At 67.2% G+C, this 14,025-nt stretch carries 13 protein-coding genes and 1 pseudogene; 7 read left to right on the top strand and 7 right to left on the bottom strand.

Annotated elements, in window-relative coordinates; translation table 11 throughout:
* Positions 1-31: 31 nt before the first annotated feature.
* Positions 32-745 carry a Bax inhibitor-1/YccA family protein gene (locus Q368_RS0119575; RefSeq protein ID WP_029460736.1) on the bottom strand — a complete coding sequence of 238 codons (714 nt, stop codon included), beginning with the start codon at positions 743-745 and terminating at the stop codon, positions 32-34.
* 150 nt (positions 746-895) lie between these two features.
* Between Q368_RS0119575 and Q368_RS0119570 the strand changes: the two genes are divergently transcribed.
* The 3 genes from Q368_RS0119570 to Q368_RS0119560 are packed head-to-tail and all read left to right on the top strand — an operon-like array spanning position 896 to position 3,334.
* Positions 896-1,864 carry an ABC transporter ATP-binding protein gene (locus Q368_RS0119570; protein ID WP_029460735.1) on the top strand — a complete coding sequence of 323 codons (969 nt, stop codon included), beginning with the start codon at positions 896-898 and terminating at the stop codon, positions 1,862-1,864.
* On the top strand, positions 1,857-2,828 hold the full coding sequence (locus tag Q368_RS0119565) for an ABC transporter ATP-binding protein (RefSeq protein WP_029460734.1): 972 nt from the start codon (positions 1,857-1,859) through the stop codon (positions 2,826-2,828). The genes Q368_RS0119570 and Q368_RS0119565 overlap by 8 nt, the downstream gene beginning before the upstream one ends.
* Before the next feature lie 14 nt (positions 2,829-2,842).
* Positions 2,843-3,334: a hypothetical protein gene (locus Q368_RS0119560; RefSeq protein WP_029460733.1), complete on the top strand. Its 492-nt coding sequence runs from the start codon at positions 2,843-2,845 to the stop codon at positions 3,332-3,334.
* A 179-nt stretch (positions 3,335-3,513) separates the two neighbouring features.
* On the opposite strand, the gene Q368_RS0119555 is transcribed toward Q368_RS0119560, so the two are convergent.
* Entirely contained in the window at positions 3,514-3,837 is a 324-nt protein-coding gene (locus tag Q368_RS0119555; protein WP_029460732.1) for a hypothetical protein, read from the bottom strand.
* 144 nt (positions 3,838-3,981) lie between these two features.
* Here Q368_RS0119555 and Q368_RS0119550 point away from each other — a divergent pair, with 144 nt between their 5' ends.
* Together Q368_RS0119550 and Q368_RS0119545 are read left to right on the top strand one after the other, a co-directional pair.
* Positions 3,982-4,380, top strand: coding sequence for a Ros/MucR family transcriptional regulator (locus tag Q368_RS0119550; RefSeq protein WP_029460731.1), 399 nt, complete (start codon positions 3,982-3,984; stop codon positions 4,378-4,380).
* 295 nt (positions 4,381-4,675) lie between these two features.
* Positions 4,676-5,038 carry an FmdB family zinc ribbon protein gene (locus Q368_RS0119545; RefSeq protein WP_029460730.1) on the top strand — a complete coding sequence of 121 codons (363 nt, stop codon included), beginning with the start codon at positions 4,676-4,678 and terminating at the stop codon, positions 5,036-5,038.
* Positions 5,039-5,335: 297 nt separating this feature from the next.
* Here Q368_RS0119545 and Q368_RS0119540 read toward each other — a convergent pair whose 3' ends face one another.
* From Q368_RS0119540 to Q368_RS0119530, 3 genes are read right to left on the bottom strand one after another with little or no spacing between them, the layout of a single operon-like run.
* Positions 5,336-7,927: a cobyric acid synthase gene (locus tag Q368_RS0119540; RefSeq protein WP_029460729.1), complete on the bottom strand. Its 2,592-nt coding sequence runs from the start codon at positions 7,925-7,927 to the stop codon at positions 5,336-5,338.
* Positions 7,924-8,991 (bottom strand): PDC sensor domain-containing protein, encoded by a 1,068-nt coding sequence (locus Q368_RS0119535; RefSeq protein WP_029460728.1) that lies wholly within the window; start codon positions 8,989-8,991, stop codon positions 7,924-7,926. The genes Q368_RS0119540 and Q368_RS0119535 overlap by 4 nt, the downstream gene beginning before the upstream one ends.
* Before the next feature lie 27 nt (positions 8,992-9,018).
* A complete protein-coding gene (locus Q368_RS0119530) occupies positions 9,019-9,453 on the bottom strand; it encodes a YidH family protein (protein WP_029460727.1) in 435 nt (144 codons plus the stop codon).
* A gap of 206 nt (positions 9,454-9,659) precedes the next feature.
* Between Q368_RS0119530 and Q368_RS27135 the strand changes: the two are divergent.
* Both Q368_RS27135 and Q368_RS23460 read left to right on the top strand, forming a co-directional pair.
* Positions 9,660-10,234, top strand: a pseudogene (locus Q368_RS27135) (nitric-oxide reductase large subunit); the annotation flags it as partial.
* Between the two features lie 96 nt (positions 10,235-10,330).
* The gene (locus Q368_RS23460; RefSeq protein WP_245611408.1) at positions 10,331-11,932 is read left to right on the top strand and encodes a cbb3-type cytochrome c oxidase subunit I; all 1,602 of its coding nucleotides are present in this window, start codon (positions 10,331-10,333) and stop codon (positions 11,930-11,932) included.
* Between the two features lie 67 nt (positions 11,933-11,999).
* Here Q368_RS23460 and groL read toward each other — a convergent pair whose 3' ends face one another.
* Together groL and groES are read right to left on the bottom strand one after the other, a co-directional pair.
* Complete coding sequence (gene groL, locus Q368_RS0119520; protein ID WP_029460726.1) at positions 12,000-13,640, bottom strand: chaperonin GroEL; 1,641 nt, start codon at positions 13,638-13,640, stop codon at positions 12,000-12,002.
* A gap of 57 nt (positions 13,641-13,697) precedes the next feature.
* On the bottom strand, positions 13,698-13,988 hold the full coding sequence (gene groES / locus Q368_RS0119515) for a co-chaperone GroES (RefSeq protein WP_029460725.1): 291 nt from the start codon (positions 13,986-13,988) through the stop codon (positions 13,698-13,700).
* Positions 13,989-14,025: the final 37 nt, after the last annotated feature.

Raw genomic sequence — 14,025 nt, 5'->3', positions numbered from 1 at the left:
TTACGCAGCCGTATTCCTTACGAAAGCGACGCTAGTCCCGGCTGGAGCCGTTGAAAAGGCGCAGCATCATGAGGAACAGGTTGATGAAGTCGAGGTAGAGCGTCAGCGCCCCGAGGATCGTCCCCCGGCGCACGGCGGTGGCGTCGTCTGCCGGTGCCGTCTCGCCCATGACCTTGAGCTTCTGGGTGTCGTAGGCGGTCAGTCCCAGGAACACCAGCACGCCCACGCAGGAGATGATGAAGTCCATCATCGCGCTCTTGGTGAAGATGTTGACGACGGAGGCGATGATGATGCCGATCAGGCCCATGAACAGGAAGCTGCCGAGCGAGGTCAGGTCGCGCCGCGTGAGCAGGCCGTAGAGGCTCATGGCCCCGAACATGCCGCCCGTGACGAGGAAGGCGTTGATGATCACCGCCTTGGCGTAGACCGCGAAGATCGCGGCTAGCGTCACGCCGTTGAGCGCGCTGTAAAGCAGGAACAGGCCGCTGGCCGTGCCGGCGGAAAGGCGGTTAATGGCGGCGGAAATGCCGAGCACCAGGCCGAATTCGACGATGATGAGGCCGAAAAACAGTATCTGATTGCCGAAGATGGCCTGCATCATGGCCGGGCTCGAAACCGTGAAAGCGGATGCCGCGGCCGTGAGCAGAAGCCCCAGGCACATCCAGCCGTACACGCCGCGCATGAAGGCGTTGACGACTTCGACGCGGGCTTGCGTCGACGGCATCGAGCGATACGGATAGCTCATGAGATGTCCTCCTTAAAAAGACAGACAGTCCTTTTTGGATGTATAACGCGGCCAATGCCGGGTGGCAAGGGGTGCCCACGCCGCGCCGCATGGCTCGTCCCGGCCTTGCCGCAGTGCGGCAAAGCCGGTAGGGAGGAGCAGGACGCCAGGATGACGCACGAATCCCTGCTTTCGGTGGAGAATCTGACCACGGTCTTCGACACGCCTGCCGGGCCGCTTCCGGCCGTGGACGGCGTGGACCTTTCCGTGGGGCGCGGCGAGATCGTGGCCGTGGTCGGCGAATCGGGCTGCGGCAAGACGGTGCTGTCCCTGTCCGTGCTCGGGCTCGTGCCGCCGCCGGGGCGCGTGGCCGCGGGCAGGGTGTTTTTCGCCGGCCGCGACCTGCTCGCCCTGCCCGAGCGGGAATTGCGCGCCGTGCGCGGAGCCAGGGCTTCCATGATCTTCCAGGAGCCCATGACCTCGCTCAATCCCGTGCTCACCATCGGCGACCAGGTGGCCGAACCCGTGCGCACGCATCGCCGCGTTTCGCGCGCCCAGGCCCTGGAAGCGGCCGGGGCGATGCTCGCCAAGGTCGGCCTGCCCGATCCCGCCCGGCGCATGCGCGGCTATCCCCACGAGCTTTCCGGCGGCCAGCGCCAGCGGGTCATGATCGCCATGGCCCTGATCCTGTCCCCGGAACTGCTCATCGCCGACGAGCCGACCACGGCCCTGGACGTGACCGTGCAGCGCCAGATCCTCGACCTCATGACCCACCTCGCCCGCGACACGGGCACCGCCGTGGTCCTCGTCACGCACAACCTGGGCGTGGTGGCGCAGACCGCCGACGCCGTGGCCGTGATGTACGCGGGCCGGCTCGTGGAATACGCGCGGGTGGGGACTTTTTTCGCCGGCCCGGCCCATCCCTACAGCCAGGGGCTGCTCGCCTCCCTGCCGCGCCTGGCCGGCCGGGGCGGGCGGCTCTCCTCCATCCCCGGCATGGTGCCGTCCCTTTCCGCCCTGCCGCCCGGCTGCCATTTCCATCCCCGCTGCCCCCGGGTGTTCGGGCCGTGCGCCGGGCAGGCTCCCCCGTTTTTCACCCTGCCGGACGGGCGGCGCACGAGGTGCTGGCTCTATGGCTGACGGCGCGCCCCTGCTCGAACTTTCCGGCGTGAGCCGGCGCTACGTCACGCGCACGGGGTTTTTCACGACCAGCCGGCGCGAGGTCGCGGCCGTGGCCGGCGTGGACCTGCGCGTCATGCCCGGCGAGACGGTCGGGCTCGTGGGCGAGTCGGGCTGCGGCAAATCGACCCTCGCGCGCATGGCCGTGGGGCTCGAACCGCCGAGCGCCGGCACGGTGCGCGTGGACGGCCTCGACCCCTGGGCGGGGGACGCCGCGGCGCGCCGGAAATTGCCGCGCCTGGTGCAGATGATCTTCCAGGACCCGTACGCCTCGCTCAATCCCCGGTTGCCCGTGGGCTGGACCGTGGCCGAGGGCCTGCGCGCCATGGGCGAGGGCCCGGCGAGGCAACGCCGGGAGCGGGTGCTGGAACTGCTCGCCCAGGTCGGTCTTGCGCCCGAGCACGCCAAGCGCTTTCCCCACCAGTTTTCCGGCGGCCAGCGCCAGCGCGTGGCCGTCGCCCGGGCGCTGGCGCTTTCGCCGCGCCTGATCGTGTGCGACGAGCCGGTCTCGGCGCTCGACGTCTCGGTCCAGGCGCAGGTCATCAACCTCCTGGCCGACCTCCGGGATCGCCTGGGACTGGCCTATCTCTTCATTTCCCACGACCTCGCCGTGGTCGGGCACGTCAGCGACCGCGTCGCGGTCATGTACCTGGGGCGCATCGTGGAAACGGCTCCGGCGCGGGCGCTTTACGACGGGCCGCTGCACCCGTATACAAAGGCGCTTCTGGCTGCGGCCCCGACCGTGGACCCCGGTGCGCGCCTTGCGGAAAGCCCTGTCGGCGAGACGCCGGACCCGGCCGCGCCGCCACCGGGCTGCGCCTTTCACACGCGCTGCCCCGTGGCAACCCCGGAATGCGCCGCATCCGTTCCGCCGCTCACGGAGGCCGCGCCCGGACATTTCGTGCGCTGCATGCGCCTGCCATAAAGGAAGGAGAACGAATGGACCCCATCGAAAAAGCCGCCGAGGAAATCCTGCGCGTGCTCATGGCCGAGCACTGGGCCAGATTCTATTACGCCGTGGAACAGGACGGCGTGGTCTACGTGAACGTGCCCGACGACGTCCTCGCGACCATGCGCGAAACCCACCCCCTGCTGGCGGATTTCGTGACCGGCCTCAACGGTCAGCCCATCGACATGGAATCCTCGCAACGGGCCGTGGGCGAATTCGTGTTCCGTACCTTCGAGGGCGGCACGTTTCCCGCCGGCACCGTGGCCAAGACCTTCGACAGCAAGGAATTCGCCCGGCTGGTGCGGCTGTTTTCCGTCTGGCTCTCCGGCCACGAGGCCGAGTTCGACGCCGAGGTCATGCCGTTCGCCCTCTGGGAAAGCCTCTTCACCGCCTGGCGCGCGGACCCTGCCGTGCAGCGCTTCAACGATTCCCTGAAAGGAAGCGGCAACCCCGCCCCGCCATCCGGCGAAACGATTCATTAAGGGGAAGGGAAGAGGTCGGAAGGGGAAGAATGCCTCCTGCGGCCAGGAGGGGCCGAGAGCCCCGCCTGGACCACCCCGAAAGGGGCATGCCTGGAAGATGGAGATGACGCGATGCGTTACTGCATTGGCGTCAGGCGTTTTTTGAAGGCCGCTTCGGAGGTTGTCCGGGGCGGCCTTCGCTATTTCTTGAAGCGCCAGCCGCGATCGCGCATGCAGGTGGCGAAGACGTCGAGGTTGGCGTCGTCCTCGGCCACGTTGGCCACCCAGCGGGTGGCCTGCGCCTCGATGGTGGGGTCGGATTCGAAGCGCTCCAGACCGTAGGTCGGGGCCACGGCCATGTCGGCTTCCTGTTTGCAGATGGCGGTGTCCGCCTCGAGGCGCTGCTTGGCGTCGGCCTTGTCCGCGATGCTCGGATTGACGTAGGTCGGGCCGCAGCCGCCAAGGGCGAACGCGGCCGCCATGGCGAGGCACGGCAGGACGAAACGGGCAAGTGTGCGATGCATGGGCCTTCCTTTGCGGGTGTTGTCCGCAAGGGATATTTTTTCTCCTGCTCCGCTGCAACCTTTTTTCCTGTCCGGGCGACTGTGCACCATGACGCGACATCGTCTTTGTCCGCGTCACGCACAATCGCCTGGAGGAATATGCGCATGGATTCGTATTTATCCCTGGCTCTGGAAATCGTCAAAGCGCAGGCCAAGGTACGCAACATGACCGAAACGGAAATCACGGCCTTGGTCGGCAGGCTCGCCGGCAGCATCCGCGACATGGACCTCGCCGGATGCGGCGGGGCGTGCGGTGTGTCCGGCAACGGTGCGAAGGACCCCAAAAAAGCCGTGAAGGAACGCACCATTACCTGTATGGAGTCGGGCAAGCCCTACAAGATACTCACCAAACGTCACCTGGCCAAATTCGGGCTGACGCCGGAAGAATACCGGATGAAATGGGGCTATCCCAAGGGCATGCCGCTGGTGTGCAAGGCCCTGCAACGGGAACGCCGCAAAAAGATGCGCGAAATGAAGCTCTGGGAGCGTCGCCCCGCCGCCTGACGGGCATCGCCAAAGCGAGCATGGCCGCGCTCGGCGCGATGCTCGGCCATGCCGCTTCCCCGCACCGCACAGGATGTCTCCGGGAGCAGGCCACGCGTCGGGTACGACCTGCCGGGCATTTCTCCCCGGCCGCCCCTTGACTGGACGGACAATCCGCTTATTTTTTTGGCGCTCGCCTCGCGCGAGTGCTGCCGCTGGGGCGGCCCGAAAAAACGGCCCTTGACAAAGCGGGGCCGAAGGCCGACTTGTTGCGGCCGAAATCGCCGGCCAGACGGATCGGCGGGGGAGAGTGACAATGCCCATCTATGAGTACAAGTGCGACAAGTGCGGCAAGGTTTCCGAAATCCTGCAGAGAAAATTCGACGTGGACGAAGCCCCGTGCGAAGCCTGCGGCGCGCCGGCACACCGCATCATGTCCAATACCTCGTTCGTGCTCAAAGGCACGGGCTGGTACGTGACCGACTATAAGGCCAACGGCGGTTGCAGCGCCTCCGGCGGCAACTGCAACGGCAAGTCCGAAGCGCACAAACCCTCCGACGCCGCCGCCGATGCCCCGGCCAGCGCCAAGCCCGCCGCTTCCTGCGACAAGGCCTCCTCCGGCTGCGCCTCCTGCTCCAGCGCTCCCGCCGCCTCGAGCAGCGCCAGCGCCGCTTCCTAGCCGTTTCCGCTATTTTACGAAGCGTCGGCGCCGCATGTGCTCCCTGGCCCGGGTTCCCCCCGGGAAAGGGCAGCAGATGCGGCGCTTCGCCGCTGGCGCCCGTGGTCTCGGAAATGGGGCGGCCGTGCTGGCCGGCTTGGCGGCCTGCGGGGCCGCCCCATTTCCGCGACCACAGACCCCGACGTACCGCCCGCCAACTACGCCTCCACCCGCTTTCCGCCCCCCGCTGGGGAGGTCCAGGAGGGGGTCACCCCCTTCTGGCCGCCGGAGGCATTCTCCTCTTCCCCTCTTCCCTCTCTACACGCCGAGTAACCCACGCAGCGTCGCCAGGGGCAGATGCGCTTCGATGACGTCGGCGAGACGGTCGAGGGCGGGGTCCAGGTCGTAGGGCGTCGGCCGCGCCACGGGCGGCAGGCCGCGTCGTGCGCGCAGATCATTCAGGAAGCGGCGGCGGAAGGCGTCGGCGTCGAAGAGGCCGTGCAGGTAGGCTCCCCAGACGGGCAGGTCGGCGCGGGAGAAGCCGATGGCGGCGCCGTCTTCGCGGGTGACGGCCACGGCGAGGCCCGGGGCGGTGGTGGTGCGGCCATGGTGGATTTCGTAGCCGATGAGCGCCTCGTTTGTGGGCGCGTGCACGGCTTTGGTGCTCGTGAGCGTTTTTTGGGCACAGAGTGCGGTGGAAAGCGGCAGGAGCGCGAGGCCTTCCTCGCGTTCGCGGCCCGATTCCAGGCCCAGGGGGTCGGCCACGTGTTCGCCGAGCATCTGCAAGCCGGCGCAGATGCCGACGACTTCCGTGGTCTTTTCCCGCGCCAGGGCGGCGATGGCCTGGGCGAGGCCGGTTTCCTTGAGCCAGTGCAAGTCGGCCAGGGTGTTTTTGCTGCCGGGCAGGATGACGGCGTCGGGCCGGCCGAGGTCGCCGGCGTTTCGCACGCGCCGGGCCAGGACGTCGGGCTCGGCGGCGAGCGCGTCGATGTCCGTGAGGTTGGAGGCGCGCGGCAGGTCGATGACGGCGATGTCGAGGCGTTTGGGGTCGGGCACGGGCCTTTCCGCGAGCACGTCGCCGTCCTTGAAGCTGACGGAATCCTCGTCGGGCAGCCCGAGGGCACATATATATGGAATGACGGCCAGCACGTCGCGCCCCGTGGCCGCGCGCAGGTAGGCGTTGGCCGGGGCGAGCAGGGAGGCGTCGCCGCGGAAGCGGTTGAGGATGTAGCCGGCCACGCGCGCGCGGTGGTTTTCGGGCAGGCATTCCATGGTGCCCCAGAGCGCGGCGTAGGCCCCGCCCCGGTCGATGTCCGCGGCGAGGAGCACGCGGGCGTCGGCGTGGTCGGCCATGGCCATGTTGACCATGTCGTGGGCTTGCAGATTGACCTCGGCCGGGCTGCCGGCCCCTTCGAGGATGACGGCGTCGGATGCGCTCGCCAGGGAATCGTAGGCCGCCTTGGCCGCCGCGAAGGCCTGCGGCTTGTAGGCGATGTATTCGCCGACGCGCATGACGCCGACGGGCTGGCCCATGACGATGACCTGGGAGCCCTTGTCCGAGGTGGGTTTCAAGAGCACCGGGTTCATGCGCGCGTCCGGGGCCAGACCGCAGGCTTTCGCCTGGACGATCTGCGCCCGGCCCATCTCCAGGCCGTCCGGGGTGACGCCGGAATTGAGCGACATGTTCTGGGATTTAAACGGCGCGACGCGAAGCCCGGCACGGGCGAGCGCGCGGCACAGGCCGGCGCACAGCACCGACTTTCCGGCGTTGGAGCAGGTGGCCTGCACCATGAGCGCCGGGGTTTTGCGCCGGGGGAGGTATGCCGGGGCGGCGGGCGGGTCGAGCACGGCGGCGAGCGCGTGCAGGATGCGCGCGGTTTCGGCCTCGGGCCGCACGGCCACGCGGACGTAGCGGTCGGAGAGGGCGTGGAAATTGGCGCAGTCGCGAAGGGCGATGCCGTGTCCGGCGAGCACCAGCCGGCAGACTTCGGCGGAAGGGGGCGCGCCGGCCGGCAGGCGCGCGAGCAGGAAATTGGCGGCCGCGTCCGGGATGACGGCAAATCCCAGGCGGGTAAGCCCTGCGGCCAAGGCCTCGCGCAGGGGCGGCAGGACGGCGCGGGTGCGCTCGAGAAATGCCGTGTCCTCCAGGGCGCGCACGCCCACGGCCTGCGCCAGGGCGTTGACGGACCAGGGCGGCAGGTTGGCGCGCACCCAGCCGGTGAGGTCGGGGCTGGCGGCGAGGAGCCCCAGGCGCAGGCCCGGCACGGCGAAGGCTTTGGTGAGCGAGAGCAGCACGGCCACGTTGTGCGGCCGGTCCGCCCCGGCCAGGGAGGCGAAGCCGGGCACGAAATCGGCAAAGGCCTCGTCAACCACGAACAGGCTTTGCGGATGGCGCGCGGCGAGAGCGGCGATGGCCGCGGCCGGGACGACCCTGCCCGTGGGGTTGCCCGGGCTGGCGAAGATCACCAGGGAGGGCGTGCGCAGGGCGGCGTCCACGTGGTCCAGGCGCACGGCGAAGTCGTCGAACTCCACGGCCGCGATGCGGCGCAAGTCCATGCCGGCCTTGTGGCAGGCCGTGGGGTAGTCGGCGTAGCTCGGCGTGGGGATGACGGCCCGGGCCAGTCCTGTCGCCCGGGGCAGGGCGAAGAGCAGCTGGCTCGTGCCGTTGCCGGCCGTGAAGTGGGAGGGCGGCGCGCCGTAGCGTGCGGATGCCGCCTCGATGAGCGCGGCGCAGTCCGGGTCCGGGTAGTGGACGAGGTCCGCGACGGCGGCGCTTGCGACCTGGCGCAGCCAGGGCGGCGGGCCGAGCGGGTTGATACTGGCCGAGGCGTCGAGCACGTCCCGGGCGTCGCGCCCGGCCGTCGCGGCCAGAACGCGGACGTTGCCGCCGTGGGGAAAGGACTGCTTCATCGCGCCGCCTTTTGCGGCAGCACGAGCATCAGGTACCAGCCCGTTTCGCCGAGGCGCGCGGCGAGCACCGTTTCCTTGCCGCGTGTGAACGCGATGGGCCATTTGCGTTCGGCTTCGGCGCGCTCCAGAACCATCTCGGCGGCGTCGTTGAGGGCGTCGTCCGGGGAAGCGACGTTTTTCTCCTGGCCGAGCGCGGCCAAGCCCCGGTCGGCGCGGAAATAGACCACGGCGTCGCCGGTCTTGGTATTTTCCTTGACGATGAAGTCCGCGATTTTCGGGTCGCTGGCCGCGATGGCCTTGCCGCGCCGGTTCATGAGCACGGCTTTCGCGTCGGGGATGGCGGCCAGATCGGCCAGGACGCCTTGCGACAGTTGGGCCAGGGTCACGTCGCGCGAGGCCACGCCGAGAAGCGTGTCGCCGTCGTAGACCGGGCAGGCGACCGTCACCATCATGCCCGCGCCGGCGAGGTCCAGGTAGGGCGATTCCCAGCCGCAGGCCCTCTTTTCGAAGTCTGCGGCCGTGTAGAAGCCCTTGTCCGTGGGCTGGTAATTGTTCACTGCCTCGGACAGGGGCAGATAGGGGTAGATGCAGAAGTTCTGCCCCGGCGTGGTCAGGTAGACCCAGGAAGAGGGCAGGGCGTCGTGGGCGGCGGCCATGGCCGGGGCCAGCCGTTTCATGGCCGAGAGCGCGCGGAAGGTCTCGTCGGTGAAGTTTTCGCCGTTGTAGAAGTAGAGCGCCTGGCAGGGGGCCTGTCCCTGCGGTTCGGCTCCGCAGGCGCTTGCGGGGTCACGAAAGGCCACCGTGCCGTCCTTGACGGCGTAGCTCTCCAGGAACCGGGCGCGTTCGCCCGGGGCCAGGGCCTGGGCTTCCCGGTAGAGCGCCGCGTAGGCCGCACCCAGGGCCTTTGTGCTTTGGGCCACGGCGGCGAGCTGGTCGTTGAAGCGGCCAGCGGCCTCGGTGATGACGGAACGGGCGAGCGGCCCCGGCTCGGCCGCGCGGGACGGGACGGCCAGGGCGAGGCAGGCGAGGATCGCGAGGGTGGCGGGCAAGGCGGTGTGACGCATGGCGGACGCTCCGCGTGTGAGGGTCGTTTACTGCACGATCAGATGCCAGAACACGGTGAAAAGCCCGAGGATGATGCCGACCACGGCAACGGTGAAGATGATGTCCGGGGTCACGGAAAAGGTTTTCGCGCCGGTGTTGATGCAGCGGCGGACGTACCAGAAGCGCCAGGTGGCCACAACCATGACGAGCACGCCCACGGCGAAGGTGGACAGCGTGATGGCATCGGTGTGCAGGTGTTTTTGCGCCATGCCCTCGAACATGGGCACGTGCTGGATCTGGCGGATGAAGAAGTCGAAGCGCTCGATGACGAAGCTGAAGCCGAAAAGGGCGAGTCCCGTACGGCACCAGGCGAGAAACGTGCGTTCGTTGGCGAGGTGGTTGCGCTGCCAGGCTAAAAGCACCTGGGGGTTGCTCAGGTCGTAGGGCGAGGAGTGGCTGTCCTGGGGCTTCGTCTCGGGCATGGGGGCTCCTTTGGCTGAGGCTGGCCTCAGATAGCGCGGCGGGGCGTCCCGGGTCAACGCGCGCGGTATCGGCGCCATGGCCCGGGAAAACCGCGAGACCAGGAAACGGGCTTTCGTACAATCGCCGCCTCCTCGGTTGCATTTCCTTCACGATGCGGTAGTGGGGAATGGATTGGCCCTTCTAGGAATTCCGCAAGGAGGCAGTCATGCATGCGGACGACGTTTTTGAAACAGCCTTGTCGCCTTGGTGGCGACGAGGCGTGGTCTTGGCGTTGGCGGTCGGTTTCACGTTGGAAATCCTGATTACTTTCCAGGCGTACAGGGGCGCTGCCCCCATCCCGGAGACAGTGCTCGATCCGGAAGGGCGGGTCGTGTTCACGGGCGCGGAAGTCACATCCGGGCAGCAGGTTTTTTTGAAATACGGACTCATGGAGAACGGGTCGATCTGGGGCCACGGCGCGTATCTCGGCCCGGATTTTTCTGCCTTGGCCCTTCATGAATTGGGTCTGGCCGTGCAAGGCGAAGCGGCCCGGAGTCTCTTCGGCCGCGACCTGGAAAACCTTTCGCCGGCCGAGGCCCGGGCGGCGGCCGCCCAGGCCGCACGGATACTCAAGGAAAACCGCTACGATCCCGCGCGCGGCGTCCTGACCTTCACGGCGGCCGAGGCCCGGTCCTTCAAAAGCCAGATCGCCTTCTGGACCGACTATTTCGCCGATCCGGCCGCTACATCCGGGACGCCGGGGAACTGCGCCGACTGACGGCCTTTTTCGTCTGGACGGCCTGGGCTTCCATCGCCAACCGTCCGGGCACGGACGCATCCTACACGAACAATTTCCCCTACGCCCCGGAGCTTGGCAACACGCCGACCAGCGAAACGGTGCTTTGGAGCGCCCTCAGTCTCATCACCCTCCTGACCGGAACCGCGCTGGTGCTGTTCGCCTTCGGCAAGTTCGACTATCTCGGGTGGAAGGGCACGGGCGAACACGTCCATCCGCAATTGCTGCCCGCGACGGCCACACCGGGGCAGCGGGCCCTGGTCAAGTATTTCGTGGCCGCGGCCCTGCTGTTTCTGGTCCAAGTGCTGCTCGGCGGCGCGACCGCCCATTACCGCGCCGATCCGGGCAGTTTTTACGGCTTCGACCTGAGCTCGATCCTGCCGAGCAATATCCTGCGGACCTGGCACTTGCAGTCGGCCATCTTGTGGATCGCAACCGCGTTCGTGGCCGGTGGGTTGTTGCTGGCCCAGGCGTTGGGCGAAAAAGAGCCGCGTGGGCAAGTCCCGGCCATCCACGCCCTTTTCTGGGCGCTGGTCCTGGTCGTGGTCGGCAGCCTGCTCGGCGAACTGGCGGGCATCAGGCAATGGCTGGGCGACGCCTGGTTCTGGTTCGGGCACCAGGGCTGGGAATACCTCGACCTGGGGCGGGCCTGGCAGGTGCTGCTGGCCGTGGGGCTTACGGGCTGGGTGGTCCTGTTGCTGCGAAGCGTGCTGCCGGCCCTGCTCGACCCCGAGCGCCGGGAGATCACGGCGTTGTTCCTGCTGGCCGCGCTGGCCATCCCGGTCTTTTACCTGCCGGCCTTTTTCTTCGGCTCCGCGACGCATTTCACGGTGGTGGACAACTGGCGCTTCTGGATCATCCACCTGTGGGTGGAAGGGTTTTTCGAGTTGTTCGTGACCGTGATGGTGGCCGTGACCTTTTTCAGGCTCGGCCTCGTCACGCACCAGACCGCCGTGCGGGTCGTCTATCTCGACGCCATTCTCTTTTTGGGCAGCGGCATCGTCGGCACGGGGCACCACTGGTATTTCAGCGGGCAAGGCACCCTCAACATGTCGCTTTCGGCGCTTTTCTCGGCCATGGAAGTGGTGCCGCTCACGCTTCTGACCCTGGACGCCTGGGATTTCGTCAAGCTCACCCGCTCGCGTTGCGACGTGTGCGGGCAAGCCGTGAACATCCCCCACAAGTGGGCGTTTTATTTTCTGATGGCCGTGGGGTTCTGGAATTTCGTCGGCGCGGGCGTCTTCGGATTTCTCATCAACCTGCCCATCGTGAGCTATTTCGAGGTGGGTACCGTGCTGACGCCGAACCACGGGCATCTGGCGCTCATGGGCGTCTTCGGCATGGAAGCGCTGGCGCTTATGGTGCTGACGTTTCGCCAGGTGCTTCCCGACGCCCAGTGGGCCGGGCCGGAGAAGCTCATACGGATCTCGTTTTGGGGGCTCAATAGCGGCCTGGCCATGATTGCCGCCGGCAGTCTTTTCCCCGGCGGCGTACTCCAGGTCTACGACGTGCTGCAACACGGCTACTGGCACGCCCGGAGCCCCGAATACCTGGGCGGCGGCCTGCCCCGGCTCCTCGAATGGGCCCGGATGCCCGGGGACGTGGTCTTCATCGCCGCAGGCGCGGCCCCCATGGCCGCGGCCGCGCTTCTGACCCTCGTGCGCATGCGCCGTCGCGGGGCCGCGGCGCAACCCGCGTCCTGACGCAAAAAGGGGGCCGGACGCGAACGTCCGGCCCCCTTGCGGTAACTTTCGCAGGAAGCGGTGCGGCCTAGTACATGCCGCCCATGCCGCCCATGCCGCCGCCGGGCATCGGGGGCATGTCTTTTTTCGGCTCGGGCTTTTCGGCGATGGCCGCCTCGGTGGTCAGGAGCAGGCCGGCCACGGAGGAGGAGTTCTGCAGGGCGATGCGCGTGACCTTTTTCGGATCGATGACGCCGGCCTTGATCAGGTCCTCGTAGTCGCCGGTGGCGGCGTTGAAGCCGAAGCCGTCCTTGCCGTCGCGCACCTTGGCCACGACGATGGAGCCTTCGAAGCCGGCGTTGCCGGAGATCTGGCGCAGCGGCTCTTCGATGGCGCGGCGCACGATCTCGATGCCGGCCTGTTCGTCGTCGTCCACGGCCTTGATGGTGGGCAGGCTCTTCACGCAGCGCACGAGCGCGACGCCGCCGCCGGGAACGATGCCTTCCTCCACGGCCGCGCGGGTGGCGTTGAGCGCGTCCTCGACGCGGGCCTTCTTCTCCTTCATCTCGGTCTCGGTGGCCGCGCCGACATTGATGACGGCGACGCCGCCGACGATCTTGGCCAGGCGCTCCTGGAGCTTTTCCTTGTCGTAGCTGGAAGTGGTCTCATCGATCTGGGCGCGGATCTGCTTGACCCGGGCCTTGATCTTCTCGGCGTCGCCGGCGCCGTCGACGATGGTGGTGTTCTCCTTGTCGACGATGACGCGCTTGGCCTTGCCGAGATCGACCAGGGTGATGTTCTCGAGCTTGATGCCCAGGTCTTCGGACACGGACTGGCCGCCGGTGAGGATGGCGATGTCTTCCAGCATGGCCTTGCGGCGGTCGCCGAAGCCCGGGGCCTTGACGGCGCAAACCTGCAGGGTGCCGCGCAGCTTGTTGACGACGAGCGTGGCCAGGGCCTCGCCCTCGATGTCCTCGGCCACGATCAAAAGCGGACGGGACATCTTGGCGACCTGCTCGAGAATGGGCAGCAGATCCTTCATGGCCGAGACTTTCTTCTCGTTGATGAGGATCAGGGGCTCGTCGAGCTCGCAGACCATGCGCTCGGGATCGGTGACGAAGTAGGGGGAGAGGTAGCCGCGGTCGAACTGCATGCCCTCGACGACGTCAAGGGTGGTTTCCATGCCCTTGGCTTCCTCGACGGTGATGACGCCTTCCTTGCCGACCTTGTTCATGGCCTCGGCGATGATGTTGCCGATGGTGGCGTCGGAGTTGGCGGAAATGGTGCCGACCTGGGCGATTTCCTTCTGGTCGCGGGTGGGCTTGGCCAGGGCTTCGAGCTCGGCCACGATGGACTCGACGGCCTTGTCGATGCCGCGCTTGATGGCCATGGGGTTGCGGCCGGCGGCCACGAGCTTGACGCCCTCGGTGAAGATCGCCTGGGCCAGGATGGTGGCGGTGGTGGTGCCGTCGCCGGCGATGTCGGAAGTCTTGGAGGCGACTTCCTTGACCATCTGGGCGCCCATGTTCTCGAACTTGTCCTCGAGTTCGATCTCCTTGGCCACGGTCACGCCGTCCTTGGTGATGATCGGGGAGCCGAAGGACTTCTCGATGACCACGTTGCGGCCCTTGGGTCCAAGGGTGACCTTCACGGCGTTGGCCAGCTTGTCGACGCCTCTTTTCAGTTTCTCACGGGCTTTGGAATCGAACAGGATCTCTTTGGCAGCCATGTATGCTTCTCCTTAAGATGAAAATCGAGGTGATCGGAACGAGGTATGCCGCGGGCCTTAGGCTTCGATGACGGCCAGGATGTCGTCTTCGCGCATGACGAGGAAGTCCTCGTCGTCGAGCTTGATCTCGGTGCCGGCGTACTTGTTGAAAAGGACCAGATCGCCCTTCTCGACGTGCATCTTCATGTGCTTGCCGTCCTCGGCGAGCTTGCCGGGGCCGACGGCGATGACTTCGCCCTTCATGGGCTTTTCCTTGGCGGAATCGGGGATGATGATGCCGCCTTTGGTCACTTCTTCCTGCTCCAGCCGTTTGACAAGCACGCGATCGCCCAAGGGTTTCAGCTTCATACGGGAACCTCCAATGGTGTTTGGCGAAATTTGACCC

The organism is Solidesulfovibrio alcoholivorans DSM 5433, assembly GCF_000702665.1.
In the GTDB taxonomy this organism is placed as follows: domain Bacteria; phylum Desulfobacterota; class Desulfovibrionia; order Desulfovibrionales; family Desulfovibrionaceae; genus Solidesulfovibrio; species Solidesulfovibrio alcoholivorans.
The sequence above is the reverse complement of the archived record's forward strand: the minus strand, read 5'-3'. Positions and strand labels throughout refer to the sequence as shown.